This window comes from Halorussus halophilus (assembly GCF_008831545.1).
In the GTDB taxonomy this organism is placed as follows: domain Archaea; phylum Halobacteriota; class Halobacteria; order Halobacteriales; family Haladaptataceae; genus Halorussus; species Halorussus halophilus.
The window spans coordinates 2,292,713-2,306,495 of record NZ_CP044523.1 but is presented as its reverse complement, the minus strand read 5'-3'; the positions used below and the strand labels follow the sequence as shown (position 1 = coordinate 2,306,495).

Genomic DNA, 13,783 nt, shown 5'->3' with positions numbered 1-13,783 from the left:
GCCGTGGAACGGTCAGCGAAATCGGTGGTGTCGCCGTTCCACGAGTCGCGCGCAGTCTGTCGCGCCACCGCGAGCGACTGCGCTCCCAGACACTCCCTGTTCGATTTCTCGGGTACTGGTGAGCGCGCGTCGCGCAGGGCGCGCCGCGCTTTCACTGGAAGGAAGGCGAGCGAAGCGAGTCTTCCGGATGTTCAGAGCGGTAGTCGGACCCGAGCAGTGACGACTGGGAACCACCCACTAGCAGACGCTCGGTGCCACCTGCGACCAGAAACGCCCGGCCGAACAACCGCCAGAAACTGCTGGTGACACTGGCGCAGGTGGGACTGAAAGGGGCCGGTTGCTCGCGTTTACGTGGTCGTCTCGCCGACCTCTATCTGTGGCGGGCGGTGCTGAGAGCCACAGATATGTCGGCGAGCGGCCGCGAGCAACCGGGGGCTTTCGAGACGGTTACAATCACTCGAACCTCTGGGTCCGTGGCAAGCAGATGGGAACTTCCGAATCAGTAACGCCAGCGATACAGAACCGTCCCGCTCCGAAACCACGCAACCTTCAAAGCACTAGCCACCCAAAAAACGGTGAATGCGTCTCGACGAGTACATCGAGGACCTGAAACCGGACGAGGCCCAGCGCAAGCGCCGCCTCGCCGAGGAGAAGTCCTACGAGATTCTCGACTACGTCGAGGACTTCGAAGACCGCTTTTCGGAGGTCACGCAGGGCGACTCGCTGTTCGGTAGCACCTCGCCCTCCGTCTTCGTCGGCCGGTCGAACTACCCGAACGTCTCGACCGGCATCCTCTCGCCCGTCGGGTCGGAAGAGCAGGCCGCCGACCACGCGGTCAGCGGCGACTGGTACGACCGCGGGTTGGGCATCGACGACGTGCTTCAGTACCGGACCGGCTTGCTGAACTCCAACCGCGGGACGAACGTAACGAACGTCGCCGACTCGTGGGACGGCTTTCTCGGCACCCAGCGCGAAGTCGCCATCGCCGACCGACCGGTAGACGTGGAAATCGGCCTCTCGGACAAGTTGGACCTCGACTTGGGCATCGACGACGTGACTTCTCCCACGGGGCCGACAGCGCGTGCTACATCCGCAGATTTGGCGGAGAACCCCCACGTGCCCCGACCAGTGAAGAAAACGCTCGAAGACGACGACTGGCAGGCGCAGGGTGCGATGACCTACCTCTACCGGCGAGGATTCGACGTGTACGACATCAACGACATTCTCTCGGCGGGCGCGCTCGGCAGAGGGCGGAACCGCCGACTCGTCCCGACGCGGTGGTCAATAACAGCGGTTGACGACACTATCGGACAGTATCTCCGCGGGAAGATTCGAGACAACCCGAGCGTGGACGAGACGCAAGTCTGGGTCAACGAGTACATGGGCAACCGCTACTGGGCGATTCTCACGCCCGGCCAATGGGAGTACGAACTAGTCGAGATGAAAGCCCCGGGTAGCATCTGGAACCAAGACCCCACGGGCGAGGTGTGGATGGGCAGCGCCAGCGAGGGCTACGAGGGCCGGACGAAGTACGTCGAGGAGACCGCTGGAGCGTACTACGCCTCCCGACTGGGGGCCCTCGAACACCTAGACGCCATCGGGCGACAGGCGAAGTGTCTCGTCCTGCGCGAAGTCTCGGACGACTACTGGGCACCGGTCGGCGTCTGGCAGGTCCGCGAAGGAGTCAGAAACGCCTTCGAGGACGGCTACGGCGAGGCCGAGACGTTCCACGGCGCAGTACGGGAAATCGTCCCCCAACTTCCAATCTCGCACGGGGACCTCCGGCGAAAGTCCGACATGTTGTCGGGCTTGCAGGCGAACCTCGCGGACTTCTCCTGACGAGTGGCTCCCGTGGAAGAGTCCACGTGCTGGAGAGGCCACGGCAAAGTCCACAACGGAACTCGCGCAGGTAGAAGACTTATTTCCGTGGCGACACCATCGTCTGGTATGTTTCCCCTGTTCGGCCCCGTCCCCGGCGGCATGGAGATAATGGTCATTCTCCTCGTCGCCGTCTTCATGTTCGGCATTCCAATCGCGCTCGCCGGTGGTCTTCTGGTCGCCTATCGGCACGTCAACAGCGACGACGCGGAGACGAGCGAACTCGAAGCGCTCCGCCACGAAGTCGAGTACCTTCGCGAGGAGGTCGAACAGTTGGAGGACGACCGCCAGCACGTCGGACGCGACGAGAGCGGCGAAAGAAATCGAGATTCCGAGCGCGACCGCTAAATCAGTCGGTCAGTCGTCGAGATTTGCCCAGGCGTCTTCGACCAGTTCTCCGGTGTCGCCGATTATCTCTGCCATGGTCTCGTCGTCCGGAGCCATCCCAGTCAGTCGCGCAATCTTCATGATGCTGACGTGATAGACTTTCTGCACTCCGGGTGCTTCCTGCCAGACGACCACGTTGCAGGGGAAGAGGCCGCCGATACGCTTGTCGCTCGCGTCGAGTGCGCGGTCGGCCATGTTCGGGTTACACGCGCCCAGCACGTAGTAGGGGTCGCGGTCGGCGTCTACCTTCTCGTTGAGCATCTCGGAGGGGGAGAACTCCGTGGCGACGCCGAACCCGGCGTCCGTGAACGCCTCGCGGACGTGTTCGATTGCGTCCTCGTGGTCCATTTCGAGCGTCGTCTCCTTCTCGCCGATGTCCTCGGCGTCGAACTGCGCGGGGTCGATTGGGAGCGTCATGCAAGACTCCCTTGCCACTGCACGGTGAAAAAGTCGTCCGCTTCCGGCAGACAGCGACCAGCGTTCGCTACAGTGGCACTGGAAGCCACGACAGCCACCGAACTACTTGCTCCGTAGGTATGAGCGGTTCGTGCAAGACGAGCCAGTCGAGGACGCCCAGACCGATGCCGTGGGCGACCACGGAGGGAAGTATCGACTGACTCTTGTAATCCACCGCGCCGAACAGCACGTCCGTGGGAGCCGACAACATGAGTTCGATGGGCGGCTTGTAGAGGTGGTGGATGGCGTAGAGGAACGGGCTGATGAAGACGCTCTTGAACCCGATTTCCCGCACGCCGACACAGAGCAGTCCCCGGTAGTACGTCTCTGCGGCGAGCGCGACGATAAACTGCTTCAGCGCGTGGGGCAGGAACTCGTTGAGCGCCGCGCCCGTCTCCCACATCGGGTAGTAGTGTCGAATCGTCGGGAGCGACGACCCGACGACGTAGAAGGGGACGACGAACAGCGAGAGCAACAGCGTGTTTCGCAGTGCCGTTCGGTCCACCCTGAATCCCAAGTGGCGGCCGTGTCGGACCGCCAGCGCGAGCGGTGCGAGAATGTAGACTAGCGTGTCGCGCACGAGTCGTTCGTTCAGTCCGCGGACGTCCCACGACATCCACACGAGTGTCAAGACGGCACCCGCGACCAGCGCGCGCGGGACCCACCCGATATCGGTGAGTTCCCGCCGGACAGACTGAACGACGGACACGTTACTCGTCTGCGGTCGGAATCGGTCCGGTTCCGACGGCGTCGCGGACGAGTCGCTGGAACTCTTGGCGACTCTCGAAGTACGTCTCGTCTACGTCGCCGAGTACGTCGGAGAGTTCGCGCGGGCCGTCGGGCGTTCGGACGGTCGCGTCGCCCTCTTTCCGCTCGATTTCGCTCTTCTGAATCGGCCAGTGGAGTCGCGAAGCGACGCGCGCGAGCGGCGCACCCTCGACGGATTCGCCCTCACCGAGTTCGACCGCAGGTTCGTCCGCTTCTTCTTCGTTGTCGTCAGCCATACGCGCAGGTTCGAAGGCCTCCCGATTAGACTTTTCGAACCAACCTTTCCAGAACGTCGCCAAAAATCGAAATCGAGTGCAGCGTCGAAGGCAGAAACAGCGTCGAACCGTACTACCGCGTACCGGGACCGCTCGCGTCGTCGGTTGGGCTTCTCACGGCACACCTCAGTGTCGAGTCGCGACTCCCGACACTCGTGGCTCGCCCGTTACTCGCGGACGACGACGTGCCCGTCGCTGTAGACAGTCACTTCGAACTCCAGCAGTTCGAAGGTCACGTGGCCGCTGCCGCGTGGCATGCCGTTGTGCCTGTCGCTGAAGAGGTTGTCCAGCGCGTCAGGGTCTATCTGCTCGTAGAGAGGAGTGCCGAGTTCAGCAGGGTCCACGTCTGCGGCCTCTGCGACCGCCTCGACGACGACGGCACTGAGCGGTTCACGTCGCTCGCCCAATTGGAAATCGGTGTCGTTGACGGTACTCCCGTGCATCTCGCTCAGGTTCTCACTCATCTGTAATGTGCCTCCATGTGCAGTCGGAGTACTCAAGTTTGCTCCAGCCACATATAAAAAATCATCGTAACTCCATTGAAGCAGTTAGTGTTCTAACACGAGTGTGGCTCATTCGAGTTCGTAGTCGCCGCCGTACTTCAGCAAGAAGTACGCGAGAGCGACGATGAATCCCATCGCAACGGTCGTAGCGATTCCGATGACGAGCGCGCTGTTCGGGAGGGTCGGAAGCATCTCACCGTCGCCGCCGTCACCGCCCGCGTCTGCGGAAACGGTGAGTTCCGCGACCATCCCTGCACTTTCGTGCGGAATGCAGAAGTAACCGTAGGTCCCCTCCACGTCGAAAGTGTGCTGGTACGTCTCGCCGCCACCGATTTCGCCGGGGTCGGGATACGCGTTTCGGGCCGCCTGCTCGGAGTCGAATCCGCCGCTGGCGAAGTACTCCGCGCCGTCCGGTATCTCGTCCTCGTAAGCAGTCACGGAGTGGCCGACGCTCCCGACGTTCTCCCACGTCACCGTCGTCCCCGGTGTCACCGTCGTCTCGTCGGGGTCGAACACGAGGCTGTCGGTCATGTCGATGGTCGTCTGTTGCTGGGCCGTGGCAGTTTCCGCTCCCGCGGCGGCGGCCGTCGCCGCACCGGTCGCACCGCCCGCTGTTCGTAGAAATTCGCGGCGCGAAAGGGAGTCGGACCGAATGGTCGTCTCTCGGCGCGAACCTTCCGCTTGTTGTTCCCCCACCATCCTCACGGGCTACGACGCCGAGCGAAAAAAGGTTCGCACCGAACAGTGCCTCTGACCGAGGCGCTCGCGTCGTCCTCGGGAGCGACGTTCTACGGCCGCGACTCTGCGATGTGCTCGATGCTACCTGCGAGTACGTCGATGCCGATTGGCAGCGACGCTTCGTCTACGTCGAACGTCGCGGTGTGGTGGCCACCGGGGTGGTCCGTCCCGACGCCGATGTACGCCGCGAGGCCGCCCTGTTTCTGGACGGCCTGCATCAGATAGGTGGCGTCCTCGCTCCCGCCGAGTTCGTCACGCTCGACGACGTTCTCGACGCCGTCGGTGTCGCCCGCGATGGTTCCCACGATATCCACGAGACCCTGGTCACTCTCGGCACTGGGTGCCTCGCCGTTGGTCGTCGTCGTGACCTCACAGCCGTGCATGTCGGCCGCCCCTTGCAGAACGCGGTCTGCACGCTCCTTCATGTAGTCTTTCAGTTCGGTCGTCTCGCCACGGACTTCACCCTCGACGTGGGCCTGTTCGGGGATGATGTTCGTCGCGGTGCCGCCGCCGACTTTTCCGGCGTTGACGCGCGTGGCTCCGTCCTCGTGACGCGGAATCGAGTACAGGTTCTGCACCGCGGCGGCCATCGCCTGTATCGCGTTCTCGCCCTCGTTCGGTCGGCCGCCAGCGTGGGCGGGGACGCCCTCGAACTCCGCGAGGAAGTGGCTCACCGCGAGGAAACCGTCCAGCCCCGCAACGACTTCACCCGTGGGGTGGTCGAGACCGATGTGCGCAGCGAGCAGGTAGTCTACGTCTTCGATGTGGTCGCTCTCGGCCATCGACTTGCCCCCGGCTATCATCTCCTCGCCGGGTTGGAAGAACACCTTCAGCGTGCCCTCGAAGTCGCTCTCCTTGATTTTCTCGATGGTGCCGATGCCGATGGTCGCGTGGGCGTCGTGCCCGCAAGCGTGCATCGCGCCGTCGTGTTCCGAGCGGAAGCCCTCTTCGACGGGGGCGTGGTCCTCGTCGGTCGATTCGTCACGGAGCAGGCCGTCGATGTCCACACGGAGGCCGACGGTCGGGCCTGCACCCTGCTCGATGACTGCGACTGCGCCCGTGTAGCCGCCTTCGAGTTGGTCGAGGGTTTCGGGGTTCGCACCAGCGTCTTTCGCCTGCTGGAACCAGCTGTCGAGTTCCTCGTCGTCCGGCACGGCCATTCGCTCGTCGGTGTTGATGGCGTCCGGACCGACGTAGAGTTCGTCCACGCCGATTCGCTCTAGTTCTTCGACGATTCGGGCGGTCGTGTAGAACTCCCGCCACGCGGGTTCGGGGTGTTTGTGGAGGTCGCGCCGCAAGTCTACGAGGTGGTCGCGTGTCGCCTGTTGGCTCATGACTGTCCTGTGGTTGTGGGGGGTGATAAGTGCTTGAGAGTCTGGGTGGAATTGCCGGGAATGGTCGTGTTTACGTTCGGAGGACGATGGCAATTTCACAATTAAATAGAGTTGCGAATAGGTTGTGGCTAGCTACTCTCGATACCGAGAAGACCGCACAGCACCGCGCCGACTGCAACTGAAATCGAGAGAAACTACCGAAACTACCCAAACAACCAGCGCGTGCGGTCGCTGTCTGCGCGAGCGAAGCGAGTGCAGGCTCGGCGGACGCGGTTTGTCCGACGGTGCTTCATGCCGCGACATGTTCGCTCGAGGGATGACTGAGTGAGCGAAGCGAACGAAGGAATCGGCTGGCGAGGACGTGGCCCTCGCGGTGCTGTGCGGTCTCATCGGTTTCGGCGATAGTGCTGTTCGTGGTCGCACTGTTCACCGTCCCTCCTCAAACTTCGACTACAGCGATACTTCTCGACACTTCATTCGGACGCGAAATTGCAGAACGTGAAGAGAAACGACCCGTCGCTAGGCCATCTGTTCGACCTGTTCCAACTCGACTTCGACGTGGACGCCGCTCGGGAAGTCGATTTCCGTGGCGCGGCGCGCGACGTCGTTGTGGCCGACGATTTCCAGTTGCCGGGTGAACACCTGATAGTCCCACGAGCGGAACGTCCTGGAGTTGTCGCCGGAAGTCGTCTTGTGCAGTGGCACGTCCAAGCGTTCGGCCGGTTCGGAGTGCGGGCCGCGAAGTTCTGCGCCCTTTCGTTCTGCTGTCGAGCGAATCTGTTCTACCACGCGTTCCAGCGCGGGCCGATTCCCGCTCTGGAGTCGGATTCTAGTGACGAAGGTCATGGCTGGGAACTGGGTGTCGTACTGCTTTTCTGTGGAGGTATGTAAATCGACTGCTCTTCGGTCGGGGTCGGCCGCTTCGGGCGGCAGGTCGAAATCTCTCAGACGACGGCAGTTGTCCGACATTCTCTTAACGTACCCCCGTTTATACTCCAGTAAATGACGGTCAATGCAACGAGCGCGGGTGCGATCCTCTTTCGGGACACCCGTGGTCGTCGAGAATACCTCCTCCTCAAGAGCCGACCGGGGGACTGGGAGTTCCCCAAAGGCGGGGTGGAGGGCGAGGAAGAGCTACAGCAAACAGCGATTCGTGAAGTCAAAGAAGAGGCCGGAATCGAAGATTTCCGCCTCCTCGACGGCTTCAGAGACGACTACGATTACGTCTTCGAAGCCAACGGCAACACGATTCACAAGACGGTCCACCTGTTCATCGCCAAGTCCTACGAGGCTAGTGCCGAGCTGTCCCACGAACACCGTGACCACCAGTGGCGCGACTACGACCAGGCGATAAACACCATCACGCAGGACGGCCCGCGCGAGATACTCGAAGACGCCCACGAGTTCCTGAACGAGAAGAAAGAGAACGGCGACCTCTGAAGAGGTCGTTCGGAACACCGTTTTCCGACGGGGGTAGCGACTGTGTAGCAGTGCGGCTACGTTCAAGGTCCGTAGTCGGGCGTCCGAACCATTTACCCTGACGCACTTCGAACGCCGACCGTGAACGAGGGAGACTCCGAATTCGTCTTCGAGTTGCAGACGTGCCGGTGGGCGGAACTCCACTGGCCGCCGGAAGACGAATCTCCCACGAACGCAGTTCTCGTTGCCCGGCAACTCGGGACGAAACGCCGCCGTTGGGACACCATCGTCCTCGAAGCGGACCCCGAGGGCCTTCGCCAGCGGCGCAACTTCGGCGAGCAACGCCTCGACTCGGACCTCCTGCACGTCGTCCAGCACGCACCCGAAGCGTGGGCGTGGTATCAGGACGCGCTCCCGTATCCCGGCTATCCGTGGCGGTACGTCCGCGAGACGATTCATCAGGCCGCCGACCGAGGAATTTTGGACGTGCGCAAGGACGGCAATCGACTCCAGATTCGCCGCAAGTGGGAGTACCCCGACTGGGTGGACCGAATCGTCGCTATCGAGAACAAGCCAGACCTAGACGCCAGCGCGGCGCGCGCGCTCGGCAATCAAATCGAGTACGACGTGGCGATGGGACTCGCCGACGAGGTGTGGGTCGCCACGCGTGCGACGGGCGAGCGCGTCGAACCCGCGCTCCTCGAACGACTGCCGGTCGAAGCGGGGATTCTATCCGTCCAGACAGGAGCCGCAACCAACACGAACGCCCGCGACCTCTCCGCGACGGTCGAGTGGTTCCCCCGAAGCCTCTCGGCCGAGGACCCCGGCACACGCATCCTTGAACGCCCGAGCGGCGGAAAGTACGACGCTTCGGCGGCGCGCTTCGAGTACGCCGACCCCGACTGGAAGGCCGACAAGCGCCTCGCAATCGCCGAGCGGGCTTTCGAGAAAGGGTGGCGCTCCTACCACGACACGATGCGCCCGGACTGTCGGCACTTCGAACTGAAGCGAGTCGGGCGTGCGCTTCTACCGTGGTGTCCAGCGAAAGGCAGGCACCAGACCGACCGGCAGTGTTCGGGGTCCTGTTCGGAATTCGCGCCGGAACCGCCGCAGTGGCGGACGAACGGATGGCCTATCGAGGGCGGCCCCGGAAAAGGGATTCAGCGGTTGTTGCAGGAGCGGAGAGAACGCGAGCGGTCGGAGTAATCGGTGAGTTGTCTCAGTCCGCGACTTCGACGGTAATCTCGTCGCGCTCGACGGTCAGTTTGAACGTCGGTACCGTCCGGTAGACGACTTCCACGACGCCTTTCCGACGCAGACTCTGGAGCGCGCTCCGAACGTCCTCTGCTTCGGGATTCACGTCGAATCGGTCGCGCACCTTGTTCAGCACCGAGACGACGCTCTCTGACTCGTCGTCCGGTCCGGCGACGACTTCGAACACCTGCTTCTGGAGTTCCGGCACGCGAATCACGTCGGGAACCGAACCCTCTTCGTCGGCTTCGACGCCCGGTTCCACGTCCACTAGCTCGGCCGCCTCGCTCGTCGCGCGGATGAGGCTGTTGTCGTCGCGGTAGTAGTAGTCCTTGAGGTTGTTTTCGAGGTACTGGTGGACCTCGCTCCCGCTTTCGAGGTCCCATCGCTCCTGTAGTTCGGCGTTCTTCGTGGGCTGTAGCTCCACCAAATCCGCCAACCGCTCTTTGGCTTCCTCAGAGAGAGTCATTGGCCGACGCTACGGCGGGGTGATATTTCGGCTTTCCGGAAGGGAAGGATTATTCCGCGCGCCGTTGTCCTCGGTGGTATGTCCGACTGGGAGACCATCACGCTCGAACAGGAGGGAGGCGTCGCCACGCTCACCGTAGACCGTCCGGACCGACTGAACGCGCTGAACGTCGATACCTTGGAAGCTATCGAGGAAGCACTCAAACAGGCGGAGAACGACGAGGCACGCGCAGTTGTTCTCACAGGTGCGGGCGACGACGCCTTCGTCGCGGGCGCAGACATCAGCTACATGCAGGACCTCTCGACGCCCGAAGCCCAAGCCTATGCCGAGTTGGGCCACCGCGTCGCCGACAAAATCGAGACGTTCCCCGCGCCAGTCATCGCGGCCATCAACGGCTACGCGTTCGGCGGCGGCTGTGAACTCGCGCTCGCCTGCGACCTGCGAGTCGCCAGCGAGTCGGCCATCATCGGCCAGACCGAAATCGACCTCGGCATCATCCCCGGTTGGGGCGGCACCCAGCGACTCCCGCGACTCGTCGGCGACGAAGTCGCGCGCCGACTCATCTTCTTCGGCGAGCGCATCGACGCCCAAGACGCCCACGAACACGGTCTGGTCGGTGAAATCGTCGCGGGCGACCAACTGGACGACCACGTCTCGCAACTCGCGGCGGACCTCGCGGCCAAGCCCCACTACGCGATGGCGGCGGCGAAAGAAGCACTCAATCAGTCCCACGAGACGACTCAACAAGCGGGCCTGCGCTACGAGCGACGCCTCTGGAGCGGCATGTTCGGCACGCACGACCAGCGCGAGGGGATGGAGGCGTTCCTCGAAGACCGCGAACCGGAGTTCGAGTAGCGGCCGACGCATTCGAGGAGCGACGTAAGTGAGTCATACCTTTGCCCGCGTTTCCCGACTTATGTAGCGAGCGACAGAGATGGCCACCGAAAGCGAGGACGCGTGGACACTCGGCCCCGCAGAGTCTCGACTGATTCGCGTCTGTCTCTATCTGGCCGAGGGGTCCCTCGGCGGACTGCTCTTGTTCTGGGTCGTCGCTGGCGGGCAGTTGGTCCTCCCTGACCTGCTCGCAGGGAATCGGTGGGTGCTGGCAGTCGGTGCAGTGTTAGTCCTCGCGCTCGCTCGCTGGGCGTCGTTCTGGCTCTGGTTCCGGCGGGCGATTCGAGACGAATCACATGAGCGGTGGTGGCTGCTGCGCGACTGGCTGTCGGTGTATCGGCCCTCGATACTCGTCGCCATCACGCTTCTCCTCGGCGTCGGCCTGCTCGCGCTCGACCAGCACGGACTCCGACTGCCGCAGTCCGAGGCTTTCTCGTACTGGTTCGAGCTACTGTTCGTCGCCGCAGCGTGCAACGCACTCGCGGGCGCACTGAGTTCGAAGGGCGAACTCGACGCCGAGTCGCTGACGCTCAGAACTTACCGATACGGGCAGTGGCGCGAGCTGGACCTCCGAATGGTGTCGAGCGTCCACCGCGTGAACACCGGTGACGACGCGCTACTCTGACTGTCGATGACGCCGGGCGTCGAGAAACGAATCGCCTCGCAGGGCGTCTACTCGATACCGCGGGCGATTCTCGACCGGAACTGGCACGTCTTCGAAGCGGGACTCGACGCAGAACCGCCGCTCGACCCCGGGGAGATAGCACGTGCCCGATTCTTCCGAAGAGTGAACCGCGCAGTCGCAGTCGGTTTCTTCGGCGTCCTCGTCGCCGCGCTCGCCGTGCTGTTCTGGTTCGGAATGCCGCTCTGGCGCGTGCTCCAATTCACGTTCGTCGTCGCGTTCGTCGGGGCGATACTGTTCAAAGTCGCCGTCTGAGTGCGTTTCTTCGCCTTCGGTTACTCGACGCCCTCTCGCAGTTCCGTCTCGACGACTTCGATGTCCTCGTCCAGCACGAATCGCAGTTCGTCGCCCTCGTGAGCGACGGCGACTTCGACCTCCCACGGGTCCTCCGAGTGGACCTCGCGGACGCCGTCAGCGACGAAATCCAGTTCCCAGAGCGGTCGCGTCGTCACGTCGATGCCGCGCTCGTAGAAGAACGAGACGACTGCGGGATGGTTCAAGACGCTCTCACCCGGTGTCGTGAACATGAATCCGTGACAGTTCTCGCATGTGCGTGCGACGTAGACCGCCGACTCGCGTTCGCCAGTCAGATGGGAATCTGAGACTCGGTCGAACTCCCCCGGCATCGGCCCGCCACACCACTTGCAGATGCCGCGGTTGAACAGCAGGATGTTGTGGCGACCCCACTGGTCGAAGGCCTCCAACAACTCATCGTCGTCCCACGTCTCGACCGCACTCGGCGGGAACGGAACGTCTTGATACTCGCGGCCGCAGTCCGAACACGCGACCCGGAGGCGGTTGTCTTCGTAGCGTGCAGTGAGCGGCGTGTCACAGTTCAAACAGCGACTGTCCGACTCTAAGCCCTCCAAGTCCACCTCGTCGGTGAAGAAACCAGCGACCACGGTTCGGTACAGCAGTTCGCCCGCGTAGTTCAAGCTATAGCCATCGTCGCGTTCGCGGACGAACGGCCCGACCAACTGTTGGAGGTGGTAGTTGAACTTCCCGCTGTCGCGGACCTCGGCGCGTTCGCGGAGTTCCGAAAAGCGCAACGAACTGCCGTACTCCTCGTAGGGCGCGCTCCCGAGAGCCCAGAGGATGGAGAGGCGCGTCTCGTCGGCTACCAGACCGAACGCGGCCGCGGCGTTCGATTCGTCGTTCATCAGTCCTGTCAACTGCGGTGGGGATAATAAACGTCCCGAACCAGCGGTCTCGGACAGCAGGGCGAACCAATAGCCCGGGACGACAGGGCGAACCAGCAGTCCGGAACAGCAGGGGATTAGTCGCTCCGGTCGTAACTGCCGCACATGGAGACTACCGACGCGTTCGACGGCCTCCGGTGCGTGGACTGTGGCGAGCAGTTCGACGCCGAGGAAGCGACTCATCGTTGCCCGGAGTGTGGGGGCATACTGGACCCGACGTACGACTACGACGCCATCGACCTCACCCGCGAGGACCTCGAATCGCGGCGATTCGACTCGATGTGGCGTTACGAGGAGTTGTTGCCGTTCACCCGCGAGTCGGCCGTCTCGATGGACGAGGGGGCGACCCAACTGGTGGAGTGTCCGAAACTCGCCGACGAATTGGGCGTCGGCCGCGTCCTCCTCAAAGACGAGGGCCGGAACCCGACTGGGACGTTCAAGGACCGTGGCCAGACGGCCGCCATCACGGCGGCGGCCCAGCACGGCGCGACCGACGTGGCGCTCAACTCGGCGGGCAACGCGGGACAGGCCGCCGCGGCCTACGCCGCTCGCGCCGGACTCGACTCGCACGTCTTCCTCCCCTCGCGCGCAGGGTTCACGAACAAGGCGATGGTCAACGTCCACGGCGGCGACATGAAAATCGTGGAAGGTCGCATCGGCGACGCCGGGGCCGCCTACGAAGACGCGATGGCAGACAACGACGACTGGTACTCCGTGAAGACGTTCGTCACGCCGTACCGCCACGAGGGCAAGAAGACGATGCTCTACGAAATCGTCGAGCAGAACGACTGGGAGGTTCCCGACGCCGTGGTCTACCCCACGGGAGGCGGCGTCGGTCTCGTCGGCATGCACAAGGCCGCAAAAGAACTCAGGGACCTCGGTCTCACCGACGAAATTCCGTCGATGTACGCCGCCCAAGCCGAAGGCTGTGCACCAATCGTCGAGGCGTTCGAAGAAGGAAAGGCGGTCCACGAGACGTGGGAAACCCCCGACACCATCTGCGGTGGCATCGAGATTCCGGACCCCGGCGCGAGTCCCTTGATTCTCGAAGCCCTGCGCGAGAGCGACGGCGGTGCTGTCGCAACCAGCGACGAGGCTATCTTAGACAGTGCGGTCACCGTCGCCCAGCACGAGGGCTTGGAGATGGGCGCGACCTGCGCGGCGGCCGCCAGCGGCGCGTGGGACCTCGCTCAGGAGGGCGAGTTCGGCGAAGACGACACCATCGTCCTGCTCAACACTGGCGCGGGCAACAAGGACGACGACGTGCTTCGCAGTCACCTCATGGGCAAGGGGATCTAACTACTGTTCGACGTCCGACGGATTGTCCGCGATTATCCACGCGTCGGGCGACTCCTTCGAGCGCAGTTCGAGGCTCCCGTCGTGGAAGTGGGCGGAAATCTGTCCGGTGGTCTCGGACTGTGACATATCCGGTTCTTTCTACGAGTGGAGTGACTATTACTATTGACGGGCTAGTCGGCCGTTAGGCACCATAAACCGGAGAAAAACGGTGCGGAACTGTTGGGAAATACG

At 63.1% G+C, this 13,783-nt stretch carries 18 protein-coding genes; 8 read left to right on the top strand and 10 right to left on the bottom strand.

All coding sequences use genetic code 11. From position 1 onward, the window contains the following. Positions 1 to 579: 579 nt before the first annotated feature. Positions 580 to 1,839 (top strand): DNA repair protein NreA, encoded by a 1,260-nt coding sequence (gene nreA / locus F7R90_RS11480; protein ID WP_158057568.1) that lies wholly within the window; start codon positions 580 to 582, stop codon positions 1,837 to 1,839. Positions 1,840 to 1,947: 108 nt separating this feature from the next. Further along, positions 1,948 to 2,226 (top strand): hypothetical protein, encoded by a 279-nt coding sequence (locus F7R90_RS22195; protein ID WP_192498291.1) that lies wholly within the window; start codon positions 1,948 to 1,950, stop codon positions 2,224 to 2,226. Positions 2,227 to 2,235: 9 nt separating this feature from the next. On the opposite strand, the gene F7R90_RS11470 is transcribed toward F7R90_RS22195, so the two are convergent. The 7 genes from F7R90_RS11470 to F7R90_RS11440 form a co-directional block, all read right to left on the bottom strand. After that, positions 2,236 to 2,682 (bottom strand): DUF302 domain-containing protein, encoded by a 447-nt coding sequence (locus F7R90_RS11470; protein WP_158057567.1) that lies wholly within the window; start codon positions 2,680 to 2,682, stop codon positions 2,236 to 2,238. Positions 2,683 to 2,749: 67 nt separating this feature from the next. Then, complete coding sequence (locus F7R90_RS11465; protein WP_158058910.1) at positions 2,750 to 3,337, bottom strand: CPBP family intramembrane glutamic endopeptidase; 588 nt, start codon at positions 3,335 to 3,337, stop codon at positions 2,750 to 2,752. Between the two features lie 94 nt (positions 3,338 to 3,431). Continuing rightward, entirely contained in the window at positions 3,432 to 3,725 is a 294-nt protein-coding gene (locus F7R90_RS11460) for a DUF5789 family protein (RefSeq protein ID WP_158057566.1), read from the bottom strand. 206 nt (positions 3,726 to 3,931) lie between these two features. After that, positions 3,932 to 4,228: a HalOD1 output domain-containing protein gene (locus F7R90_RS11455; RefSeq protein ID WP_192498290.1), complete on the bottom strand. Its 297-nt coding sequence runs from the start codon at positions 4,226 to 4,228 to the stop codon at positions 3,932 to 3,934. Positions 4,229 to 4,336: 108 nt separating this feature from the next. Continuing rightward, the gene (locus F7R90_RS11450) at positions 4,337 to 4,966 is read right to left on the bottom strand and encodes a plastocyanin/azurin family copper-binding protein (protein ID WP_158057565.1); all 630 of its coding nucleotides are present in this window, start codon (positions 4,964 to 4,966) and stop codon (positions 4,337 to 4,339) included. Between the two features lie 89 nt (positions 4,967 to 5,055). After that, on the bottom strand, positions 5,056 to 6,339 hold the full coding sequence (locus tag F7R90_RS11445; protein WP_158057564.1) for an amidohydrolase: 1,284 nt from the start codon (positions 6,337 to 6,339) through the stop codon (positions 5,056 to 5,058). A gap of 519 nt (positions 6,340 to 6,858) precedes the next feature. Then, a complete protein-coding gene (locus F7R90_RS11440; RefSeq protein WP_158058908.1) occupies positions 6,859 to 7,185 on the bottom strand; it encodes a 30S ribosomal protein S10 in 327 nt (108 codons plus the stop codon). 156 nt (positions 7,186 to 7,341) lie between these two features. Here F7R90_RS11440 and F7R90_RS11435 point away from each other — a divergent pair, with 156 nt between their 5' ends. Both F7R90_RS11435 and F7R90_RS11430 read left to right on the top strand, forming a co-directional pair. Next, positions 7,342 to 7,779: a bis(5'-nucleosyl)-tetraphosphatase gene (locus tag F7R90_RS11435; protein WP_158057563.1), complete on the top strand. Its 438-nt coding sequence runs from the start codon at positions 7,342 to 7,344 to the stop codon at positions 7,777 to 7,779. A gap of 120 nt (positions 7,780 to 7,899) precedes the next feature. Next, complete coding sequence (locus F7R90_RS11430) at positions 7,900 to 8,964, top strand: DUF5787 family protein (protein ID WP_158057562.1); 1,065 nt, start codon at positions 7,900 to 7,902, stop codon at positions 8,962 to 8,964. Between the two features lie 13 nt (positions 8,965 to 8,977). On the opposite strand, the gene F7R90_RS11425 is transcribed toward F7R90_RS11430, so the two are convergent. Then, positions 8,978 to 9,478, bottom strand: coding sequence for a DUF5797 family protein (locus F7R90_RS11425; RefSeq protein ID WP_158057561.1), 501 nt, complete (start codon positions 9,476 to 9,478; stop codon positions 8,978 to 8,980). A gap of 78 nt (positions 9,479 to 9,556) precedes the next feature. On the opposite strand from F7R90_RS11425, the gene F7R90_RS11420 reads away from it, so the two are divergent. From F7R90_RS11420 to F7R90_RS11410, 3 genes are all read left to right on the top strand, one after another. Beyond that, on the top strand, positions 9,557 to 10,333 hold the full coding sequence (locus tag F7R90_RS11420) for an enoyl-CoA hydratase/isomerase family protein (protein ID WP_158057560.1): 777 nt from the start codon (positions 9,557 to 9,559) through the stop codon (positions 10,331 to 10,333). Between the two features lie 79 nt (positions 10,334 to 10,412). Continuing rightward, on the top strand, positions 10,413 to 10,997 hold the full coding sequence (locus tag F7R90_RS11415; RefSeq protein ID WP_158057559.1) for a hypothetical protein: 585 nt from the start codon (positions 10,413 to 10,415) through the stop codon (positions 10,995 to 10,997). A 6-nt stretch (positions 10,998 to 11,003) separates the two neighbouring features. Then, the gene (locus F7R90_RS11410) at positions 11,004 to 11,309 is read left to right on the top strand and encodes a hypothetical protein (protein WP_158057558.1); all 306 of its coding nucleotides are present in this window, start codon (positions 11,004 to 11,006) and stop codon (positions 11,307 to 11,309) included. Positions 11,310 to 11,329: 20 nt separating this feature from the next. On the opposite strand, the gene F7R90_RS11405 is transcribed toward F7R90_RS11410, so the two are convergent. Continuing rightward, entirely contained in the window at positions 11,330 to 12,214 is an 885-nt protein-coding gene (locus F7R90_RS11405) for a helix-turn-helix transcriptional regulator (protein ID WP_158057557.1), read from the bottom strand. Between the two features lie 144 nt (positions 12,215 to 12,358). On the opposite strand from F7R90_RS11405, the gene F7R90_RS11400 reads away from it, so the two are divergent. Further along, entirely contained in the window at positions 12,359 to 13,552 is a 1,194-nt protein-coding gene (locus F7R90_RS11400; protein WP_158057556.1) for a threonine synthase, read from the top strand. Here the strand turns inward: F7R90_RS11400 and F7R90_RS22725 are convergent, their stop codons facing one another. Next, the gene (locus tag F7R90_RS22725) at positions 13,553 to 13,678 is read right to left on the bottom strand and encodes a hypothetical protein (RefSeq protein ID WP_267905096.1); all 126 of its coding nucleotides are present in this window, start codon (positions 13,676 to 13,678) and stop codon (positions 13,553 to 13,555) included. Between the last annotated feature and the right edge of the window lie 105 nt (positions 13,679 to 13,783).

Excerpts from the sequence above, each read along its gene's own strand:
- nreA (WP_158057568.1), top strand. The coding sequence starts at position 580 with ATGCGTCTCGACGAGTACATCGAGGACCTGAAACCGGACGAGGCCCAG.
- F7R90_RS22195 (WP_192498291.1), top strand. The coding sequence starts at position 1,948 with ATGTTTCCCCTGTTCGGCCCCGTCCCCGGCGGCATGGAGATAATGGTC.
- F7R90_RS11470 (WP_158057567.1), bottom strand. The coding sequence starts at position 2,682 with ATGACGCTCCCAATCGACCCCGCGCAGTTCGACGCCGAGGACATCGGC.
- F7R90_RS11465 (WP_158058910.1), bottom strand. The coding sequence starts at position 3,337 with ATGTCGTGGGACGTCCGCGGACTGAACGAACGACTCGTGCGCGACACG.
- F7R90_RS11460 (WP_158057566.1), bottom strand. The coding sequence starts at position 3,725 with ATGGCTGACGACAACGAAGAAGAAGCGGACGAACCTGCGGTCGAACTC.
- F7R90_RS11455 (WP_192498290.1), bottom strand. The coding sequence starts at position 4,228 with ATGAGTGAGAACCTGAGCGAGATGCACGGGAGTACCGTCAACGACACC.
- F7R90_RS11450 (WP_158057565.1), bottom strand. The coding sequence starts at position 4,966 with ATGGTGGGGGAACAACAAGCGGAAGGTTCGCGCCGAGAGACGACCATT.
- F7R90_RS11445 (WP_158057564.1), bottom strand. The coding sequence starts at position 6,339 with ATGAGCCAACAGGCGACACGCGACCACCTCGTAGACTTGCGGCGCGAC.
- F7R90_RS11440 (WP_158058908.1), bottom strand. The coding sequence starts at position 7,185 with ATGACCTTCGTCACTAGAATCCGACTCCAGAGCGGGAATCGGCCCGCG.
- F7R90_RS11435 (WP_158057563.1), top strand. The coding sequence starts at position 7,342 with ATGACGGTCAATGCAACGAGCGCGGGTGCGATCCTCTTTCGGGACACC.
- F7R90_RS11425 (WP_158057561.1), bottom strand. The coding sequence starts at position 9,478 with ATGACTCTCTCTGAGGAAGCCAAAGAGCGGTTGGCGGATTTGGTGGAG.
- F7R90_RS11420 (WP_158057560.1), top strand. The coding sequence starts at position 9,557 with ATGTCCGACTGGGAGACCATCACGCTCGAACAGGAGGGAGGCGTCGCC.
- F7R90_RS11415 (WP_158057559.1), top strand. The coding sequence starts at position 10,413 with ATGGCCACCGAAAGCGAGGACGCGTGGACACTCGGCCCCGCAGAGTCT.
- F7R90_RS11410 (WP_158057558.1), top strand. The coding sequence starts at position 11,004 with ATGACGCCGGGCGTCGAGAAACGAATCGCCTCGCAGGGCGTCTACTCG.
- F7R90_RS11405 (WP_158057557.1), bottom strand. The coding sequence starts at position 12,214 with ATGAACGACGAATCGAACGCCGCGGCCGCGTTCGGTCTGGTAGCCGAC.
- F7R90_RS11400 (WP_158057556.1), top strand. The coding sequence starts at position 12,359 with ATGGAGACTACCGACGCGTTCGACGGCCTCCGGTGCGTGGACTGTGGC.
- F7R90_RS22725 (WP_267905096.1), bottom strand. The coding sequence starts at position 13,678 with ATGTCACAGTCCGAGACCACCGGACAGATTTCCGCCCACTTCCACGAC.